Raw genomic sequence first — 18,928 nt, 5'->3', positions numbered from 1 at the left:
TTCGATATCAGTATTTCCAAGCCAATCCTTAGATCGCCTACTCTCTCGTCACAACTTGTTATAACAAGTCACCGAACAAGCGAAGAGAACCATGGCCGAATTGCTCCCCCTGTCCCCGGTACCGCTCTATTCCCAGCTCAAGGAGCTGCTGCGCGAGCGCATCCTCGATGGCACTTATCCACCGCACAGCCGCATGCCCTCGGAGAGCGAGCTGGGCAAGGCGTTCGAGGTCAGCCGCATCACCGTGCGCCAGGCGCTGGGCGATCTGCAAAAGGAGGGGCTGATCTTCAAGATCCACGGCAAGGGGACCTTCGTTGCCAAGCCCAAGGCGTTCCAGAACGTCAGCACCCTGCAGGGCCTGGCCGAGTCGATGACCCAGCGCGGCTACGAGGTGATCAACCGTCTGCGCAGCCTGCGCCATGTGCCGGCCACTGCGCTGGTAGCGGCGCGCTTGCAGATCGAGGAGGGCGCACCGGTGACCGAGATCCGCCGCGTGCGCCTGATCAACCGCGAGCCGGTGTCGCTGGAGCTGACCTGGCTGCCCCAGGCCATAGGCGAGAAGCTGGAGAAGGCCGACCTGGTCACCCGCGACATCTTCCTGGTGCTGGAAAACGACTGCGGCATCGCCCTCGGCCATGCCGACCTGGCCATCGACGCCGTGCTCGCCGACAGCGACCTGACCCAGGCCCTGGACGTGGAGGAGGGCTCGCCGATCATGCGCATCGAGCGCCTGACCCACACCGCCGACGGTACGCCGCTGGACTTCGAACACCTCTACTACCGTGGCGACGCCTTCCAGTATCGCCTGCGCATCGACCGCCAGAAGGGGCCCAAGGCATGAGCATCGCGACCCAGGACTACGACATCGTCATCATCGGCGGCGGCACCGCCGGGCCCATGGCCGCGATCAAGGCCAAGGAGCAGGACAAGAGCCTGCGCGTGCTGCTGCTGGACAAGGCCAACGTCAAGCGCAGCGGCGCGATCAGCATGGGCATGGATGGCCTCAACAACGCGATCATCCCGGGCCACGCGACGCCGGAGCAGTACACCAAGGAAATCACCGTGGCCAACGACGGCATCGTCAATCAGGCCGCCGTGCATGCCTATGCCACCAAGAGCTTCGAGACCATCGAGCAACTGGACCGCTGGGGCGTGAAGTTCGAAAAGGACGAGACCGGCGACTACGCGGTGAAGAAGGTCCACCACATGGGCGCCTACGTGCTGCCGATGCCGGAAGGCCACGACATCAAGAAAGTGCTCTACCGTCAGCTCAAGCGCGCCCGGGTCGAGATCAGCAACCGCATGGTCTGCACCCGCATCCTCCTCGATGGCGAAGGCGCCGCTGCCGGGGTGCTCGGCTTCGACTGCCGCAGCGGCGAGTTCAAGGTGATCCGCGCCAAGGCCGTGGTGCTCGCCTGTGGTGCCGCCGGACGCCTGGGCCTGCCGTCCTCGGGCTACCTGATGGGCACCTACGAGAACCCGACCAACGCCGGCGACGGCTACGCCATGGCGTACCACGCCGGGGCCGAGCTGGCGAACCTAGAGTGCTTCCAGATCAACCCGCTGATCAAGGACTACAACGGCCCGGCCTGCGCCTACGTCACCGGCCCGCTGGGCGGCTACACGGCCAACAGCAAGGGCGAGCGCTTTATCGAGTGCGACTACTGGAGCGGCCAGATGATGTGGGAGTTCCACCAGGAGCTGGAGGGCGGCAACGGGCCGGTGTTCCTCAAGCTCGATCACCTGGCCGAGGAAACCATCCAGAACATCGAGGAAATCCTGCACAGCAACGAGCGCCCGAGCCGTGGCCAGTTCCACGCCAATCGTGGCACCGACTACCGCCAGCACATGGTCGAGATGCATATCTCCGAGATCGGTTTCTGCTCCGGGCATTCGGCCTCGGGGGTGTGGGTCAACGAGAAGGCCGAGACCAGCGTCAAGGGCCTGTACGCCGCCGGCGACATGGCTGCGGTGCCGCATAACTACATGCTCGGGGCCTTTACCTACGGCTGGTTTGCCGGGGTCAACGCCGCCCATTACGTGGCTGACCGCGAACACGCCGAGGTCGATGTCGGCCAGGTCGAGCGCGAGCGCGAGCGGGTCTTCGCACCGCTGCAGCGCGAGCACGGCCTGCCGCCAGCGCAGGTGGAGTACAAGCTGCGGCGCATGGTCAACGACTACCTGCAGCCGCCGAAAGTGACCAAGAAAATGGAAATCGGCCTGGCCCGTTTCGCCGAGATCGAGCGTGACCTGGCGCAGATGAAGGCGCATAACCCGCACGAGCTGATGCGCGCCATGGAAGTGGCGGTGATCCGCGACTGCGCCGAGATGGCCGCCCGCGCCTCGCTGTTTCGTGAGGAAAGCCGCTGGGGGCTGTACCACCACCGGGTCGACTTTCCCGAGCGCAACGATGGCGAGTGGTTCTGCCATTGCCATCTGAAGAAGGGTGAGGACGGCGAGATGACCAGTTTCAAGAAGGCGGTCGAGCCGTACCTGATTGCGTTGGATGCCGATGAGCAGACGGCCTATGAGCGGCTGCGGGTTCGGGTCGATGCCGCCTGATTCTGTGTTGGCCTTTATGGCCTCATCGCCGGCAACGCCGGCTCCCACAGGTGCCGCGTGCACCGCTGATCCCTGTGGGAGCCGGCATTGCCGGCGATGAGGCCATCAGCCACACCACAAGCCCTGTTGTCAGACACAGATAAAGAGAGCCAAAGGCTCCAAGGACACCGTGAACATGGCCTATCAAGCCCAGGACATCTTCTTCAGGAGCAGTGCCCCGGTCACCATCGACGAGGACAAGTGCATCGCCGAAAAAGGCTGCACCGTCTGCGTCGAGGTCTGCCCGATGGACCTGCTGGCGATCAATCCGGCCACGCAGAAGGCCTACATGGCCTTCGACGAGTGCTGGTACTGCATGCCCTGCGAGAAGGACTGCCCCACCGGCGCGGTCAAGGTAGAGATTCCCTACCTGCTGCGCTGAGCCTCACCCCAAGCCATCCGGCGAACCACCGGACGCCTCATCCCGTACCCCCTCGTTTCCCACCACCGCGCCCGGTGGCGGAGACGATTCCAATACTTAACGATTCGAGGGGAAACACATGCGCCTTGCAACCACCGTGGCCGGCCTTGCGCTGGCGATCGCCAGCCTGAACGCCAGCGCCGAGACCATCCGCGTCGCCATCGGCACCCAGGACACCACCATCAACTGCGCCACCGGCGGCCTGCTGATCCGCGAGCTGGGCCTGCTCGACAAGTACCTGCCCCATGACGGCAAGTACAAGGATGCCAAGTACCAGATCGAGTGGAAGAACTTCACCAGCGGCGCGCCGCTGACCAACGAGATGGTCGCCGGCAAGCTGGACTTCGGCGCCATGGCCGACTTCCCCGGCTCGTTCAACGGCGTCGCCCACCTCGACGCCGGCAAGCGCAGCCTGTTCATCAGCGTGCTGTCCGGCAGCGTGCATGGCAGCGGCAACGGCATCGTGGTGCCGGCGGCGTCCAGCGTGCAGTCGCTGGCCGAGCTCAAGGGCAAGACCATCTCCGTGCCGTTCGCCTCCACCGCCCACGGCATGCTGCTGCGCGCCATTGCCGCCCAGGGCTGGGACCCGCAGAAGGACGTGAAGATCATCGCCCAGGCCCCGGAAATCGCCGGCTCCGCCCTGCGCAGCAACCGCATCGAGGCCCACGCCGACTTCGTGCCGTTCGCCGAGCTGTTCCCCAACCGTGGCTTCGCCCGCAAGATCTACGACGGCGCCCAGGCCAACGCGCCGACCTTCCACGGCGCGCTGGTGGACGCCGACTACGCGAAGAAATACCCGGAAGTGGTCACCGCCTACCTGCGCGCCAGCCTCGAGGCCGACCGCCTGATCGCCGCCGAGCCGGAGAAGTACAGCGAGCTGATCGAGAAAGTCACCGGCATCGAGGCCGAGGTCAATTACCTGTTCCACGGCCCACTCGGCCTGCAGACCCGCGACCTGACCTGGAAACCCGAGTACCGCCAGGCGGTGGCGACCTCCATCGACACCCTCAAGCTGCTGAAGAAGACCGATCGCGGCCTGGACACCGACAAGTTCATCGACGACCAGTACATCCGCGCCGCCTTCAAGCAGGCCGGCCAGGATTACGACGTTGCCCTGAAGAACTACGCGCCGCTGCCGCTCAAGGCCAACGATGCGCTGACCGGCCAGCCGATCACCGATTTCAGCCGCCTGGCGCAGATCTGGGTGCGCGGCGAGGACAAGGTCCGTCACTACGCTTCGCCGGAAGCCGCCCTCGGCGCCCTGGCCCAGCTGGAACAGGAAGGCAAGGACATCCGCGCCATCTACGCCCAGGCCGCCGACAGCGGCATCAAGCTGCTGGCCAACCAGGCCTGGTTCGTGCGCAACGGCAAGGGTGAATTGTCGGCCTTCCTGCTCAAGGACCAGGCCCAGCAGTACGCCAAGGCCCATGGTGGCGAGGCCCTGGACTTCACCGATGCCAACCGCAAGCTGGTGGCCCAGCGCTGATCGGAGACCACTCGCATGCCCAGCCCGTTGATCCGCTGGCCCGTGCGCGTGGCATCGCTGCTGGCCTGCCTGTTGTTCTGGCAGGTCGCGGCGAGCCACAAGCTCGACCTTGGCCTGTTCACCTTCACTTATGTGCCGACCCCCGGGGCCGTGCTCGATGCGGCCTGGCAACTGGTCACCTCCAGCACCCTGCTGGAGCATCTGACCAGCAGCCTGTCGCGGGTGTTTTCCGGCTACCTGCTGGCGGCTGTGCTCGGGGTCGCGCTCGGCCTGCTGATCGGCCGCTCGCGCTGGGCCGAGGACACCCTGCTGCCGCCCCTGGAAGTGCTGCGGCCGATCCCGGCGGTGGCGTGGATTCCGCTGGCGATCCTGATGTTCCCGTCGTCGGAGCTGTCGATGGTGTTCATTACCTTCACCGGCGCGCTGTTCCCGGTACTGCTCAACACCATCCACGGCGTCGAAGCGGTGGACCCGCGCCTGGTCGCCTCGGCGCGCAGCCTGGGCGCCGGGCGCCTGGCCATCCTGCGCGAAGTGGTCCTGCCCGGCGCCTTGCCGAGCATCGTTACCGGCCTGGCCATCGGCATGGGCACCTCGTGGTTCTGCCTGGTCACCGCCGAGATGATCTCCGGGCAGTTCGGCATCGGTTACTACACCTGGGAGTCCTACACCTTGCAGAACTACCCGGACATCATCGTCGGCATGCTGCTGATCGGCGTGCTGGGCATGGGCAGCAGCGCCCTGGTCAAGCGCCTCGGTGCCCTGGCCACGCCCTGGTATCGCCTGCGGAGGGCGTCGTGATGAGCAGTTATCAACAGGCGCCGGAGCCGGGGCGCATCGATGCGCGGGGTGTGTCCATTCGCCTGGGGCAGGGCAGTCAGGCGTTCGAGGCGGTGCAGGCGCTGGACTTTGCCATCGAGCCGGGGGAGTTCGTGTGCATCCTCGGGCCGTCCGGTTGCGGCAAGTCGACCTTGCTCGGTGCCCTGGCCGGGCATCTGGTGCCGAGTGGCGGGCAACTGGAGGTCGACGGGCTACCCGTGGACGGCCCGTCACCGCAGCGCGGCATGGTCTTCCAGCACCACACCCTGCTGCCCTGGCGCAGCGTGCTGGATAACGTCGCCTTCGGCCTGAAGATGCAGGGGCAGGGCAAGGCCGAGCGGCATCGCCGGGCCTACGAGATGCTGCAACTGGTCGGCCTCGGTGATTTTGCCGAACGCTGGCCCAGCCAGTTGTCCGGCGGCATGCAGCAGCGCGCCGAGATCGCCCGGGTGCTGATCAACCGCCCGCGCCTGCTGCTGATGGACGAACCCTTCGGCGCCCTCGACGCGCAGACCCGCTCGCGCATGCAGGAACTGCTGCTGGACATCTGGACGCGCATCCGCACCACCGTGGTGTTCGTCACCCATGACATCGACGAGGCGCTGTTCCTCGCCGACCGCATCCTGGTGATGAGCCCGCGCCCGGGCCGTTTTATCGAAGACCTGCGCCTGACATTCCCCCGGCCACGGCGCAGCAGCCTGCTGACCAGCCCGGAATTTACCCATCTCAAGCGTCACTGCCTGGCCCTGCTGCGCCACGAGGAAGGCCGCGAACTGCCGCGCCTGACCCCGCTGGGCCTGCCGGACAGCGACCACCCACCGTTACGGATTGCCTTATGAGCGAAAGAACCAGCGACAACCCCGACATCCTCGACCTGCTGCCGCGCCTCAACGACGCCGATGCCGCCGTGCGCCGGATTGCCCTGATCGATCTGGCCGACCTGGAAGAGCCCGATGGTCTGCCGTGGCTGACCGATGCGCTGCTGGTGGACCCGGCGGCCGAAGTGCGTGCCGAAGCGGCGCGCCTGCTGGAGGCCTGGGAAGAGCCCGAGGTCGTGCAGGCGCTGTGCGCGGCTCTGGCCGACAGCGCCGAGCCGGTGCGCCTGGCGGCGGCGCAGAGCCTCAGCGAGCTGAAAAGCCTGGAGGCGGGACAACTGATCCTGCCATGGACCACCCACACCGATGCCTTCGTCCGCGCCAGTGCCCTGCGGGCCTTGCGCGAGTTGCGCCTTGAAGACGCCGCAGGTCCGGCCTTGCTGGCGCTGGACGATCCGGACGCCGGGGTGCGCCGCGAAGCGGTGGGCATCCTGGGCTGGCTCAAGCACCAGCCTGCCTTGCCGGCGCTGGCACGACTGGCGGCCGAAGAGCCCGACACCGAGGTGCGCCGCGCCGCCATTGGTGCGCTCGGGCTGGCCCGCGACGCCACGGTTCTCTCGGCCTTGACCGCCGCCTTGCGCGATGACGCCTGGCAGGTGCGTGAAGAGGCCGCCACCACCTTGGGCAAGGTCGGACATGACCAGGCCGGTCCGGCGCTGATCGAGGCGCTGCAGGATGGTTACTGGCAGGTGCGCCTGCGTGCGGCGCGTTCGCTGGGGCGTTTGCGTCATCGCCCGGCGCTGGGGGGCCTGGCCGAGTTGCTCGGGCACGGCATCGCCAATCTGCGCAAGGAAGCGGCGCTGGCCTTGGGTGAGCTGGGCGATGCGGCAGCCTTGCCGGCCCTGCGCGAGGCCGAGGCCGACAGCGATCCGGAAGTGCGCAAGGCCGTGCGCATCGCCCTGGTGCAGTTGCAGTGAACGCGCCGGGCGCGATCCGCAACCGGCGTGCGGACGGCGAGCTGGTCCTGCAATGGGGCGACGGCGAGCAGGTAATCAGCCATGCCCGGCTGCGGGGGGCGTGCCCCTGTTCGCAATGTCGAGCGGGGCGGCTGGGCGGGCGCATCGACCTGGTCCGCGGTGATGTGCGGGTGGAGCGGCTCGAGGTGCAGGGCTATGGTGTCCAGCTGGTGTTCAGTGATGGGCATGAGCGGGGGATCTATCCCTGGGCCTATCTGAAGGGCCTGGGTTAGTGGGTGCTGCTGATGGCCTCATCGCTGGCAACGCCAGCTCCCACAGGAATTGCATGCACCGCTGATCCTGTGGGAGCTGGCGTTGCCAGCGATGAGGCCGGTGCGGCCACCGCCGGTCGCCTGGACCTACCGGCTGTTCAGTCAATCGTTCTTTTTTTCGAACGCCCTCTTGTCCTTTTCCCGGCTTGCTCCTAGGATCTCGTTCGAGATTTCAAACGCTCGACGCCTGCGAGTGGAACATTGGCCCGGATCCGGTGCCTCAATTCCTACAGGCAAGCGCCCCGCAGGGTGCTTACTCAACTACCAATAATTCGCGCCGTCCGTGCACGGTGTTCAAGGGAAGTCGACATGCAGCTCAAAGACGCTCAGTTGTTCCGTCAGCAAGCCTTCATCAACGGTGAGTGGCTGGATGCGGACAGCGGCCAGACCATCAAGGTGACCAACCCGGCCACCGGCGAAGTCATTGGTACCGTGCCGAAAATGGGCGCTGCCGAAACCCGCCGTGCCATCGAAGCCGCCGACAAGGCCCTGCCGGCCTGGCGCGCACTGACCGCCAAGGAGCGTGCTGGCAAGCTGCGCCGCTGGTTCGAGCTGATGATCGAGAACCAGGACGACCTGGCCCGCCTGATGACCACCGAGCAAGGCAAGCCACTGGCCGAAGCCAAGGGCGAGATCGCCTACGCCGCTTCCTTCATCGAGTGGTTCGCCGAAGAAGCCAAACGCGTCTACGGCGACGTCATCCCTGGCCACCAGCCAGACAAGCGCCTGATCGTCATCAAGCAGCCGATCGGCGTTACCGCGGCCATCACCCCGTGGAACTTCCCGGCCGCGATGATCACCCGTAAAGCCGGCCCGGCCCTGGCCGCTGGCTGCACCATGGTGCTCAAGCCTGCCTCGCAGACCCCGTACTCCGCCCTGGCCCTGGTCGAACTGGCCACCCGCGCCGGCATCCCGGCTGGCGTGCTCAGCGTGATCACCGGCAGCGCCGGCGAAGTCGGCTCCGAGCTGACCGGCAACTCCCTGGTGCGCAAGCTGTCCTTCACCGGCTCGACCGAAATCGGTCGCCAGCTGATGGAAGAATGCGCCAAGGACATCAAGAAGGTTTCCCTGGAACTGGGCGGTAACGCGCCGTTCATCGTGTTCGACGACGCCGACCTGGATAAGGCCGTTGAAGGCGCGATCATTTCCAAGTACCGCAACAACGGCCAGACCTGCGTCTGCGCCAACCGCATCTACGTGCAGGACGGTGTCTACGACGCCTTCGCCGAGAAGCTGAAAGCCGCGGTCGCCAAGCTGAAGATCGGCAACGGTCTGGAAGAAGGCACCACCACCGGCCCGCTGATCGACGGCAAGGCCGTGGCCAAGGTCCAGGAGCACATCGAAGACGCCGTCTCGAAAGGCGCCAAGGTCCTGTCCGGCGGCAAGCTGATCGAAGGCAACTTCTTCGAGCCGACCATCCTGGTCGACGTACCGAAGACTGCCGCAGTCGCCAAGGAAGAGACCTTCGGCCCGCTGGCGCCGCTGTTCCGCTTCAAGGACGAGGCCGAAGTCATCGCCATGTCCAACGACACCGAATTCGGTCTGGCCTCGTACTTCTACGCCCGTGACATGAGCCGTGTGTTCCGTGTCGCCGAAGCGCTGGAATACGGCATGGTCGGCATCAACACCGGCCTGATCTCCAACGAGGTCGCGCCGTTCGGTGGTATCAAGGCGTCGGGCCTGGGCCGCGAAGGCTCCAAGTACGGCATCGAGGACTACCTGGAAATCAAATACCTGTGCCTCAGCATCTGAGTCGCGGTTAAGGCTTTACCTCTGCCAGCGGGGCGCGAGAGCGACGTCTCGCTGGCCTTTTTTACACCGGAATACCCGGCGGTCCGGGCCACGTCAGCAGTCGATCAACGAATACTGTCTGGCGTGAATACCGGCCACCATCTGAACTCGCCGCCCAAGCGGCGAATTGAGGACGACATGAGCAAAACCAACGAATCCCTGATGCAGCGTCGCGTCAACGCCGTTCCACGCGGTGTAGGCCAGATCCACCCGATCTTCGTCGATACCGCGAAGAACTCCACGGTGATCGACGTTGAAGGCCGCGAACTGATCGACTTCGCCGGCGGCATCGCAGTATTGAACACCGGTCACCTGCACCCGAAAGTGGTCGCGGCTGTCCAGGAACAACTGACCAAGGTCAGCCACACCTGCTTCCAGGTCCTGGCCTACGAGCCTTACGTCGAACTGTGCGAGAAGATCAACGCTCGCGTTCCAGGCGACTTTGCCAAGAAGACCCTGCTGGTCACCACCGGCTCCGAAGCCGTTGAAAACGCCGTCAAGATCGCCCGTGCCGCCACTGGCCGCGCTGGCGTGATCGCCTTCACCGGCGGCTACCACGGCCGTACCATGATGACCCTGGGCCTGACCGGTAAAGTCGTGCCTTACTCCGCAGGCATGGGCCTGATGCCAGGCGGCATCTTCCGCGCCCAGTTCCCGAACGAGCTGCACGGTGTGAGCGTCGACGAGTCGATCGCTTCCATCGAGCGCATCTTCAAGAACGACGCCGAGCCGCGTGACATCGCCGCCATCATCATCGAGCCGGTCCAGGGCGAAGGCGGTTTCCTGCCTGCTCCGAAAGAGCTGATGAAGCGCCTGCGCGCCCTGTGCGACCAGCACGGCATCCTGCTGATCGCCGACGAAGTGCAGACCGGCGCTGGTCGTACCGGCACCTTCTTCGCCATGGAACAGATGGGCGTCGCGCCTGACTTGACCACCTTCGCCAAATCCATCGCTGGCGGCTTCCCGCTGGCCGGTGTGTGCGGCAAGGCCGAATACATGGACGCCATCGCCCCGGGCGGCCTGGGCGGCACCTACGCCGGTTCGCCGATCGCTTGCGCCGCGGCCCTGGCCGTGATCGAAGTGTTCGAGGAAGAGAAACTGCTGGAGCGCAGCCAGGCTGTCGGCGAGCGTCTGGTCGCCGGTCTGAAGCAGATCCAGGCCAAGCACCCGATCATCGGTGACGTGCGCGCCCTGGGCTCGATGATTGCTGTCGAAGTCTTCGAGAAAGGCACCCACACCCCGAACGCCGCTGCCGTCAACTCGGTAGTCGCCAAGGCACGTGACAAGGGCCTGATCCTGCTGTCCTGCGGCACCTACGGCAACGTCCTGCGTATCCTGGTTCCGTTGACCGCCGAAGACGCGCTGCTGGACAAAGGCCTGGCCATCATCGAAGAGTGCTTCGCTGAACTCGCCTGATTTGTGATGCGTTAGAGAAAAAACCCGCTTCGGCGGGTTTTTTTTCGTCTCCGGGATGAACTTTGGCCGCTAAGGTTTCTAAGGGTTACAGGAGAGGTGCCGGAAGGTACGCTGGAGTGCGTGATAGCTGTAAGGAGATTCCGATGAGTGCTGTAAACCCCGCAACCTCGCCCAAGGTGATGATCGCCGAGGGAGATCCATGGGTGCGGGACATGCTGACCCAGATGCTGCTCAGTGTGCGCTGCGACGCTGAAGTGAAGGTCTGCGCCAATGGCAACGAAGCGCTGGAAGGCCTGTCCGCCAAGCCCGACCTGATCATCGCCGCCCGCGAGCTGCCGGGTCTCGATGGCCTCGACCTGCTGCGCAAGGTGCGCTCGCGTCCGCGCACGCCGGCTTTGCCGTTCATCATCATCAGCAGCCGCAGCGACGTCAGCAGCGTGCGTGAGGCCTTGCCGCTGGCGCCCACCGCCTATCTGACCAAGCCGCTCAACCTCGATGCATTGCGCCAGCGCCTGGAAGAGCAGTTGCTCAAGGGGGACGGACCGATTTCCTGCGAAGTACCGCCGTTGCGGGCCGGGGTGACCTTGTCGCGCTTTATCGAGGAACACCGCGCGGTGGCCGACGGCGGTCCGCTGTTCGCGGATGTGCAGCAGGCGATCAAGCGCGCGCTCAATCCCCAGGGCCTGGACCTGCGGGTGCTGGAGGAGGAGGTGCGTTCCGACCCGCAGATCACCGCCGTGCTGATCGCCGCCGCCAACAGCGCCGCCCTGCACCGCGAAGGCGGGGTGCAGACGCTGCTCCAGGCGCTGAACAAGCTGGGTACCACCCAGAGCATGAACCTGATCCTCGGCCTGGCGCTCAAGCGCAGCGCGCGACTCAGCGACCCGCTGCTCGGCCGTTACGCCGAGCACTACTGGAACCTGTCGCTGCGCGCGGCCGAGTACGGGCGCAACCTGGCCAAGATGCTGGAGCTGGATTTCGAGCGTTGCTACTGCGCCGGGTTGCTGCACTGCCTGGGTGACTTGGCGCTGCTGCGCTGCCTTCAGGAATGGCGGCTGGCCGGGGGTGAGCTGGATGAAAACGAAATCGAAGTGGCGCTGAACCAGTCCGGGGCCGCCTATGGCTCGGCCCTGCGTACTCGCTGGCGCCTGCCGCTGGAACTGCGTGAGTTGATCGCGGCGGTGTATCAGCTGGGGGGCGGGGTGTATTCCCGGGAATACCTGGTGATGAACCTGGCCGGGCAACTGGCGCGGTTGACCCCGGAGGATGGGCTGGAGGAGCTGGCGGCCGGGAAGACGGCGCGGTTGCTCAAGGTGGGCAGGGCGGAGCTGGCCCGGCTGCGCAAGGAGTAGAGGTCTAGCGCCAGCCTGTTGGGCCTCATCGCCGGCAACGCCGACTCCCACAGGTATCGCGTGCACCGCCAGACCTGTGGGAGCCGGCGTTGCCGGCGATGAGGCCCGAAAGGCCAACATCGTTACCCCAGCACGATCTGATTCTTCCCCTGCCGCTTGGCCTGATACATCGCCGCATCGGCCCGGGCGAACAGGTCGTCGAGTACGCCATCCCCTTCGGTCATGCCGGTCAGCCCCTGGCTGACGGTGATGCCATAGGTCTGCCCTTCATGGCTGAAGCTCAGGCGCTGGACCTCGCGTTGCAACCTGAGCGCCACCTGCATCGCCATCTCCGGCGGACACCCGGGGAACACCGCCGCGAATTCCTCGCCGCCGATCCGCCCGAACAGATCGCCGCGCCGTAGCGCCGCCTTGCCGCTGTCGGCGATGCGCTGCAACACCTGGTCGCCCTCGGGATGCCCGTAGGTGTCGTTGACCTGCTTGAAGTCATCGATATCCAGCAACAGGAAGCACAGCGGCGCACCCTCCAGCCGGGCCTTGTCGAAGGCCTGTTCGGCGCATTCGAAGAAGTGCCGGCGGTTACTGCTCTGGGTCAGCACGTCGGTGGTGGCCAGGCGCTGCAACTCGCCTTCGAGCTGCTTCTTCTCGGTGATGTCCTCGGCCATGCCGACCACGATCACCCGCTGGCCCTCGCCCTGATGGTTGATAAAGCACTTGTCGCTGAGCCAGCGCACCTGGCCGTCGGCGGCGATGATGCGGTACTCGCGATCCTCCACCGCGCCCTTGACCAGCACATCGGCCAGGGTGCGCTCGGCGTAGTCGAGGTCATCGGGGTAGATCGCGTCGCGCCACTGGTTGTAGTCGGCCAGCAGCAGGCTGGCAGAGCGGCCGAAGATGCGCTCGTAGGCCGGACTGACGTAGAGCACCTGGCGCGTCTCCCAGTCGAAGGCCCAGAGCACGGCGTTGACGCTGTCCAGCAGCGAGCTGAACAGCTGCTCGCGCTCGCTCAGGCGCGCCACTTCGCCTTGGGCGTGCATCAGGGCCAGGAGTGTCTGGGCAGCCTCGGGAGGCGCATTGAAAGGCGGGGACGGCGGGGTGTTCTTGACCATGTTCGCAGTACTTCTAGTAAGGCGCAGGAGTGTGGCCACGGCCCGGCCCGCCAGGCGGGCGACATATCTTGTAAGAGCTTGATCGAGGGGGGAAGTTCCAGGCGGAGCGCCCCATTGCAGGGCGCTCCGATCAGTGGCCGTCAGGCCAGGGCAGGGCGCAGCGAGTAGGTCTTGAGCTGGGCGGCGAATTCACGCAGCGAGTGGATACCGCTGGCTTCGGCCTCGTGGACCCAGTCCTTGATCGCCGCGAGCATGTCGTGGCCGTTGGCGCTGGTACGGGCCCAGATCTGTTGCAGGGCCAGGCGCTTCTCGTAGATCACCTTCAGCGCGTGGCTGTGCTCCAGCATGGTCTGGATGCGCTGGTGATGGCGCTCCTCCAGCAGGCTGGTCTCCCGCGACAGCAGGCGCTTGGCGCGGCGGAACTGGTGGCGCACCGAGTCGTCGACCCTGGCCAGCTCCTGCTTGACCAGCGGGCCGATCACCAACTTGCGGTACTGGGCCATGATCTGGAAGCGGTTGTTGAGGATCGCCATGGCGGTGTCCATGTCCAGTTGGCCTTTGCCGGCGACCCGGTGGGCGATCGGCGCGACCCGTTGCACCTTGGCCAGGCGCAGCCAGGTGAACAGCTTGATCCAGGCCCAGCCCATGTCGAACTCCCAGCGCTTGACCGAGAGCTTGGCCGAGTTGGGGTAGGTGTGGTGATTGTTGTGCAGCTCTTCACCGCCGATCACGATGCCCCAGGGCACCAGGTTGGTGGCGGCGTCGCGGCATTCGAAGTTGCGGTAGCCCACCGCATGGCCGAGGCCGTTGACCACGCCGGCGGCCCAGAACGGAATCCACATCATCTGCACCGCCCAGATGGTGATGCCGATGGTGCCGAACAGCAGCAGGTCGATCACCGCCATCAGGGCGATACCGCCGAGCTTGTAGCGCGAATAGACATTGCGCTCGATCCAGTCCTCGGGGCAGTTCTTGCCGTAGATGCGCAGGGTCTCCGGGTTCTGCGCCTCGGCGCGGTACAGCTCGGCGCCGCGCCGCAGCACGGTGGACAGGCCCTTGATCACCGGGCTGTGGGGATCGTCCTCGGTTTCGCACTTGGCGTGGTGCTTGCGGTGGATGGCCGTCCACTCGCGGGTGTTCTGCGCCGTGGTCAGCCACAGCCAGAAGCGGAAGAAGTGCTTGAGCCCGGCATTCAGCTCCAGGGAGCGGTGCGCCGAGTAGCGATGCAGGTAGACCGTGACCGCGACGATGGTCACGTGGGTCATCAGCAGGGTGACCGCCAGCAGTTGCCAGGCCGACAGGTCGAGTAAACCGTAATACCACATGGGTGAAAGTGCCCTCTCAGAGCGGATTAACAGCGATCGACATTATTACCACGATGTCAAATAAAACCAGTCGGCCTTTTAGATAGGAGGTCAACCGGGAAAAGTGTCCCTATAATGCCCCATCTTTTGATGTGGGCATCCGAGACCCTATGTCTGTTTCCGCACGAGACGCCTTGCGCATGGCCGCGCTGTACTTTGTGCTGTCGCTGTTATGGCTGGTGTTATCTGATCAAATATTAACCAGTGTTTTCGATGATCCGGCCCAACTGGCACGCTGGCAGTGGGTCAATGTCGTCGTCTGGGCGAGTTGCAGTGCTTTCCTGATCTTTGTCTCGCGGGTGCGCCTGCTCAACTTCATTGGCGTCGGCGCCCGCCTGCGCCGTGACGACCGCGAGCGCCTGCGCATGGCTGCAGCGGTATTCGACAGCACCCTGGAAGGCGTGCTGGTGAGCAATGCCGACGGCATCATCGTCCACGTCAACCGCGCCTTCATGAACATCACCGGCTACCAGAAGGACGAGGTCATCGGCCAGCGGCCGAACAAGTTCAAGTCCGGGCGCCACGACCAGGTGTTCTACCAGAACATGTACCAGGCCCTGCACGACAAGGGCGAATGGAGCGGCGAAGTCTGGAACCGGCGCAAGAGCGGCGAGGTGTACCCGCAATGGCAGACCATCTGCGCCATCCATGACGACGGCGGGCGGTTGACCCACTACGTCGCGGTGTTCAGCGACATCAGCGCGATCAAGCACACCGAGAGCGAACTGGCCTACCTGGTCCACCACGACCCCCTGACCAAGCTGCCCAACCGCCTGCTGTTCAACGACCGCGCCGCCCAGGCCCTGACTGCCGCGCAGGCCAACAAGCGCGGCTGTGCCTTGCTGCTGCTCGACCTCGACCATTTCCAGAGCATCAACGACAGCCTTGGCCACAACATCGGCGACCAGTTGCTCAAGGCCGTGGCCGACCGCCTCAAGCTGGTGATCGACCCCGGCGTGACCCTGGCCCGGCTGGGCGGCGACGAATTCGCCATCCTCAGCGAAAACTGCTCGCAAGTGGCGCAGGCGGCGGACCTGGCGCAGTTGATCGTCAACGTCCTGAAAGAACCCTACGAGCTGGACAACCACCGCCTGTTCAGCAGCGTCAGCATCGGTATCAGCCTGTTCCCCGGTGATGCGCAAAGTGCCGAGCAACTGCTGCGCAATGCCGACGCGGCGCTGTTCAAGGCCAAGGGCAATGGCCGCTCGTGCTATGCGCTGTACACCGAAGAACTCACTGCCCACGCCCAGCAGCGCGTGGAGACCGCCAGCGAACTGCGCCGGGCGCTGGAGCAGGGCGAGTTGCAGGTCTACTACCAGCCGGTGCACGACCTGTTCAGCGGCAAGATGATCGGCGCCGAGGCTCTGGTGCGCTGGCAGCACCCGCAGCGGGGCATGGTCTCGCCGGGGGAGTTCATCCCCATCGCCGAGCGTACCGGGCTGATTGCCGATATCGACATGTGGGTCATGCGCCAGGCCTGCCAGCAGATGGTGCGCTGGCTCGGCGACGGGCGGACGCTCGACTTCGTCGCCTGCAACGTCTCCAGCCGGCTGTTCGCCCACCGCGAGATGTACAAGCAGGTCGCCCAGGTGCTCGACGACACCGGGCTTGAGCCCTCGCGGCTGGAAGTGGAGGTCACCGAAAGCGCGGTGATGGACGACCCGGAAGTGGCGCTGGAGCAACTCCACCGCCTGCGCGAGCTGGGCCTGCGCCTGGCCATCGACGACTTCGGCACCGGCTACTCGTCGTTGCTGCGGCTCAAGCGCCTGCCGGTGCAGAAGCTGAAGATCGACCAGGGCTTTGTTGCCGGTCTGCCCAATGATGACGATGACGTGGCGATCGTCCGGGTGATCATCGCCCTGGCGCGGAGCATGGGCATGCAGATCCATGCCGAGGGCATCGAGCAGTCCGAGCAGGCGCGCTTCCTGCTGGAGCACCAATGCGACATGGGCCAGGGCTACTGGTATGGGCGTCCGGTGCCGGCGCAGGAATTGCGTTGGTAATCAGGGCCTAATCGCTGGCAAGCCAGCTCCCACAGGTACTGCATGCACCGGACCTGTGGGAGCTGGCTTGCCAGCGATAGGGCCCCCAAGCGCGACAGATAATTCAGTTATATAAAAATTCTTAAATAGTATTTTTAAGAATATTCAGCCTTCCCTAAGATTGCTCCCACACCAGGCGCAGTCACCTTCCTACATGCTGCTCCAGGGCCCCCTCATTTTCAGGAGCACGAGCATGAGCGCATCTCTTCGCAGCGTTGACGGTCAGGACGAAGCCACCATTCTGCGTGAAATCCAGAGCGCCTTGCGCGACCTGCGCTTCGGTGCGGTGGAGATCACCGTGCACAACGCCCAGGTCGTACAGATCGAACGCAAGGAAAAATTCCGCCTGCAGAACTCGGGCAACAAGCCGAGCTGAGGCTCGCCGCACCGGTTCCACCACATTAGAAAAAAGCCAATCGGGAGCTTCACCATGTCTATCCGCCGTTATGCCCTGGCCGCGCTCGCCAGTGCTGTATTTGCCGGTTCCGCCATCGCCAAGGACTACGAACTGCTGAACGTGTCCTACGACCCAACCCGCGAGTTGTATCAGCAGTACAACGCCGAGTTCATCAAGCACTGGCAGCAGGCCAACCCCAGCGACAAGGTGAAGATCCAGCAATCCCACGGCGGCTCGGGCAAACAGGCCCGTGCAGTGATCGACGGCCTGCGCGCCGACGTGGTGACCCTGGCCCTGGCCGGTGACATCGACGAAGTGGCCAAGCTCGGCAAGACCCTGCCGGAGAACTGGCAGACCCGCCTGCCGGACGCCAGCACCCCGTACACCTCGACCATCGTGTTCCTGGTGCGCAAGGGCAACCCGAAAGGCATCAAGGACTGGGGCGACCTGATCAAGAAGGACGTCTCCGTCATCACCCCGAACCCGAAAACCTCCGGCGGCGCCCGCTGGAACTTCCTCGCCGCCTGGGCCTACGGCCTGAAAGCCGGTGGCAGCGAAGCCAAGGCCCAGGAATACGTGAAGGAGCTGTTCAAGCACGTTCCGGTCCTGGACACCGGTGCCCGTGGCTCGACCATCACCTTCGTCAACAACGGCCAGGGCGACGTCCTGCTGGCCTGGGAAAACGAAGCCTTCCTGGCACTGAAGGAAGACGGCGGCAGCGACAAGTTCGAAATCGTCGTGCCTTCGCTGTCGATCCTCGCCGAGCCACCGGTGGCCGTGGTCGACAAGAACGCCGCGAAGAAGGGCAACGAGCAGATCGCCGAGGAATACCTCAAGTACCTGTACAGCCCGGTCGGCCAGAAGATCGCTGCCGACAACTTCTACCGTCCGCGTGACGAGAAGGTCGCTGCCCAGTACGTCAACCAGTTCCCGAAACTGGACCTGGTAACTATCGACAAAGACTTCGGTGGCTGGAAGACTGCCCAACCCAAGTTCTTCAACGATGGCGGCGTGTTCGACCAGATCTATTCGGCGCAGTGATCCTGGGACCGCTTTGCGGTCCTTCGCAGTGGTGCGGCATACCGACAAGCCAGCTCCTATATGACCTGTAGGAGCTGGCTTGTCGGTATGCCGCACCACTGCGATGGGCTGCAAAGCAGCCCCCGAATACGCAGTGTGAAAACCAGCTAGACCAAGGACCTTTATGTCACGTCGTATATCCCCCGTCATACCCGGCTTCGGGCTGACGCTGGGCTACACCTTGGTGTACCTCAGCCTGATTGTGCTCATACCGCTGGGGGCCATGTTCGTTCACGCCTCCCAACTCACCTGGGACCAGTTCTGGAACATCGTCAGTGCACCGCGAGTCCTCGCCGCATTGAAGCTGAGTTTCGGCACCGCTCTCTTCGCCGCCATCATCAACGGCCTGATCGGTACCCTGCTGGCCTGGGTGCTGGTGCGCTACACCTTCCCCGGACGCAAGATCATCGATGCGATGATCGACCTGCCGTTCGCCCTGCCCACCGCCGTTGCCGGTATCGCCCTGACCGCCCTGTACGCGCCTGCGGGCTGGGTCGGCCAGTTCGCCACCGACCTCGGTTTCAAGATCGCCTACACCCCGCTCGGCATCACCCTGGCCCTGACCTTCGTCACCCTGCCGTTCGTGGTGCGCACGGTGCAGCCGGTACTGGCTGATATCCCGCGCGAGGTCGAGGAGGCCGCCGCCTGTCTCGGCGCCAAGCCGCTGCAGGTGTTCCGCTACGTGCTGCTGCCGGCGCTGCTGCCGGCCTGGCTCACCGGTTTTGCCCTGGCCTTCGCCCGTGGCGTCGGCGAGTACGGTTCGGTGATCTTCATCGCCGGCAACATGCCGATGAAGACCGAGATCCTGCCGCTGCTGATCATGGTCAAGCTCGACCAGTACGACTACACCGGCGCCACCGCCATCGGCGTGTTGATGCTGGTGGTTTCCTTCATCCTGCTGCTGCTGATCAATCTGCTGCAGCGGCGCATCGAAACCCCTTGAAGGAGGC

The 18,928-nt window shown here is 64.8% G+C and carries 17 protein-coding genes; 15 read left to right on the top strand and 2 right to left on the bottom strand.

The window, feature by feature from the left end; translation table 11 throughout:
• Window positions 1-91: 91 nt before the first annotated feature.
• The 11 genes from ACODSK_RS14175 to ACODSK_RS14125 all read left to right on the top strand — a co-directional run bounded on the left by ACODSK_RS14175 (window position 92) and on the right by ACODSK_RS14125 (window position 11,986).
• Entirely contained in the window at window positions 92-841 is a 750-nt protein-coding gene (locus tag ACODSK_RS14175; protein ID WP_489016894.1) for a GntR family transcriptional regulator, read from the top strand.
• Window positions 838-2,562, top strand: coding sequence for a fumarate reductase/succinate dehydrogenase flavoprotein subunit (locus ACODSK_RS14170; protein WP_489016893.1), 1,725 nt, complete (start codon window positions 838-840; stop codon window positions 2,560-2,562). The genes ACODSK_RS14175 and ACODSK_RS14170 overlap by 4 nt, the downstream gene beginning before the upstream one ends.
• A 175-nt stretch (window positions 2,563-2,737) precedes the next feature.
• Window positions 2,738-2,983, top strand: a complete 246-nt coding sequence (locus ACODSK_RS14165; protein ID WP_009400169.1) for a 4Fe-4S dicluster domain-containing protein — start codon at window positions 2,738-2,740, stop codon at window positions 2,981-2,983.
• A gap of 118 nt (window positions 2,984-3,101) precedes the next feature.
• Complete coding sequence (locus tag ACODSK_RS14160) at window positions 3,102-4,508, top strand: ABC transporter substrate-binding protein (protein WP_489016892.1); 1,407 nt, start codon at window positions 3,102-3,104, stop codon at window positions 4,506-4,508.
• A 15-nt stretch (window positions 4,509-4,523) separates the two neighbouring features.
• The gene (locus tag ACODSK_RS14155; protein WP_489016891.1) at window positions 4,524-5,306 is read left to right on the top strand and encodes an ABC transporter permease; all 783 of its coding nucleotides are present in this window, start codon (window positions 4,524-4,526) and stop codon (window positions 5,304-5,306) included.
• Complete coding sequence (locus ACODSK_RS14150) at window positions 5,306-6,163, top strand: ABC transporter ATP-binding protein (RefSeq protein ID WP_489016890.1); 858 nt, start codon at window positions 5,306-5,308, stop codon at window positions 6,161-6,163. Before ACODSK_RS14155 ends, ACODSK_RS14150 begins: the two co-directional genes overlap by 1 nt.
• On the top strand, window positions 6,160-7,116 hold the full coding sequence (locus tag ACODSK_RS14145) for a HEAT repeat domain-containing protein (RefSeq protein WP_489016889.1): 957 nt from the start codon (window positions 6,160-6,162) through the stop codon (window positions 7,114-7,116). Before ACODSK_RS14150 ends, ACODSK_RS14145 begins: the two co-directional genes overlap by 4 nt.
• On the top strand, window positions 7,113-7,388 hold the full coding sequence (locus ACODSK_RS14140) for a DUF971 domain-containing protein (protein ID WP_489016887.1): 276 nt from the start codon (window positions 7,113-7,115) through the stop codon (window positions 7,386-7,388). The genes ACODSK_RS14145 and ACODSK_RS14140 overlap by 4 nt, the downstream gene beginning before the upstream one ends.
• A gap of 348 nt (window positions 7,389-7,736) precedes the next feature.
• Window positions 7,737-9,179: an NADP-dependent succinate-semialdehyde dehydrogenase gene (gene gabD / locus ACODSK_RS14135; RefSeq protein WP_075805974.1), complete on the top strand. Its 1,443-nt coding sequence runs from the start codon at window positions 7,737-7,739 to the stop codon at window positions 9,177-9,179.
• Window positions 9,180-9,356: 177 nt separating this feature from the next.
• Window positions 9,357-10,634 (top strand): 4-aminobutyrate--2-oxoglutarate transaminase, encoded by a 1,278-nt coding sequence (gene gabT / locus ACODSK_RS14130; protein WP_489016885.1) that lies wholly within the window; start codon window positions 9,357-9,359, stop codon window positions 10,632-10,634.
• A gap of 143 nt (window positions 10,635-10,777) precedes the next feature.
• Window positions 10,778-11,986: an HDOD domain-containing protein gene (locus ACODSK_RS14125; RefSeq protein ID WP_489016883.1), complete on the top strand. Its 1,209-nt coding sequence runs from the start codon at window positions 10,778-10,780 to the stop codon at window positions 11,984-11,986.
• A gap of 122 nt (window positions 11,987-12,108) precedes the next feature.
• Here the strand turns inward: ACODSK_RS14125 and ACODSK_RS14120 are convergent, their stop codons facing one another.
• Window positions 12,109-13,095, bottom strand: a complete 987-nt coding sequence (locus ACODSK_RS14120; RefSeq protein WP_489016882.1) for a GGDEF domain-containing protein — start codon at window positions 13,093-13,095, stop codon at window positions 12,109-12,111.
• A gap of 140 nt (window positions 13,096-13,235) precedes the next feature.
• Complete coding sequence (gene desA / locus ACODSK_RS14115) at window positions 13,236-14,420, bottom strand: delta-9 fatty acid desaturase DesA (RefSeq protein WP_489016880.1); 1,185 nt, start codon at window positions 14,418-14,420, stop codon at window positions 13,236-13,238.
• 149 nt (window positions 14,421-14,569) lie between these two features.
• Between desA and dibA the strand changes: the two genes are divergently transcribed.
• The 4 genes from dibA (at window position 14,570) to cysT (ending at window position 18,921) form a co-directional block, all read left to right on the top strand.
• Window positions 14,570-16,462: a phosphodiesterase DibA gene (gene dibA / locus ACODSK_RS14110; protein ID WP_489016879.1), complete on the top strand. Its 1,893-nt coding sequence runs from the start codon at window positions 14,570-14,572 to the stop codon at window positions 16,460-16,462.
• Between the two features lie 232 nt (window positions 16,463-16,694).
• Window positions 16,695-16,877 (top strand): sulfur starvation response protein OscA, encoded by a 183-nt coding sequence (gene oscA, locus ACODSK_RS14105; RefSeq protein WP_009400195.1) that lies wholly within the window; start codon window positions 16,695-16,697, stop codon window positions 16,875-16,877.
• Window positions 16,878-16,931: 54 nt separating this feature from the next.
• Window positions 16,932-17,939, top strand: coding sequence for a sulfate ABC transporter substrate-binding protein (locus ACODSK_RS14100; RefSeq protein ID WP_489016877.1), 1,008 nt, complete (start codon window positions 16,932-16,934; stop codon window positions 17,937-17,939).
• 163 nt (window positions 17,940-18,102) lie between these two features.
• Entirely contained in the window at window positions 18,103-18,921 is an 819-nt protein-coding gene (gene cysT / locus ACODSK_RS14095) for a sulfate ABC transporter permease subunit CysT (protein WP_489016875.1), read from the top strand.
• The last annotated feature ends 7 nt before the right edge of the window (window positions 18,922-18,928 follow it).

It is taken from the genome of Pseudomonas sp. FG98 (assembly GCF_057808595.1).
Note: the sequence above shows the minus strand (reverse complement) of the source record. Positions and strands in the feature narration are given on the sequence as shown.

Bases quoted from the DNA above. Each gene is read 5' to 3' on its own strand.
- ACODSK_RS14120 (WP_489016882.1), bottom strand. From the start codon at position 13,095: ATGGTCAAGAACACCCCGCCGTCCCCGCCTTTCAATGCGCCTCCCGAG.
- desA (WP_489016880.1), bottom strand. From the start codon at position 14,420: ATGTGGTATTACGGTTTACTCGACCTGTCGGCCTGGCAACTGCTGGCG.
- ACODSK_RS14160 (WP_489016892.1), top strand. From the start codon at position 3,102: ATGCGCCTTGCAACCACCGTGGCCGGCCTTGCGCTGGCGATCGCCAGC.
- ACODSK_RS14175 (WP_489016894.1), top strand. From the start codon at position 92: ATGGCCGAATTGCTCCCCCTGTCCCCGGTACCGCTCTATTCCCAGCTC.
- dibA (WP_489016879.1), top strand. From the start codon at position 14,570: ATGTCTGTTTCCGCACGAGACGCCTTGCGCATGGCCGCGCTGTACTTT.
- ACODSK_RS14150 (WP_489016890.1), top strand. From the start codon at position 5,306: ATGAGCAGTTATCAACAGGCGCCGGAGCCGGGGCGCATCGATGCGCGG.
- cysT (WP_489016875.1), top strand. From the start codon at position 18,103: ATGTCACGTCGTATATCCCCCGTCATACCCGGCTTCGGGCTGACGCTG.
- gabD (WP_075805974.1), top strand. From the start codon at position 7,737: ATGCAGCTCAAAGACGCTCAGTTGTTCCGTCAGCAAGCCTTCATCAAC.
- ACODSK_RS14165 (WP_009400169.1), top strand. From the start codon at position 2,738: ATGGCCTATCAAGCCCAGGACATCTTCTTCAGGAGCAGTGCCCCGGTC.
- ACODSK_RS14170 (WP_489016893.1), top strand. From the start codon at position 838: ATGAGCATCGCGACCCAGGACTACGACATCGTCATCATCGGCGGCGGC.
- ACODSK_RS14155 (WP_489016891.1), top strand. From the start codon at position 4,524: ATGCCCAGCCCGTTGATCCGCTGGCCCGTGCGCGTGGCATCGCTGCTG.
- ACODSK_RS14100 (WP_489016877.1), top strand. From the start codon at position 16,932: ATGTCTATCCGCCGTTATGCCCTGGCCGCGCTCGCCAGTGCTGTATTT.
- gabT (WP_489016885.1), top strand. From the start codon at position 9,357: ATGAGCAAAACCAACGAATCCCTGATGCAGCGTCGCGTCAACGCCGTT.
- oscA (WP_009400195.1), top strand. From the start codon at position 16,695: ATGAGCGCATCTCTTCGCAGCGTTGACGGTCAGGACGAAGCCACCATT.
- ACODSK_RS14145 (WP_489016889.1), top strand. From the start codon at position 6,160: ATGAGCGAAAGAACCAGCGACAACCCCGACATCCTCGACCTGCTGCCG.
- ACODSK_RS14125 (WP_489016883.1), top strand. From the start codon at position 10,778: ATGAGTGCTGTAAACCCCGCAACCTCGCCCAAGGTGATGATCGCCGAG.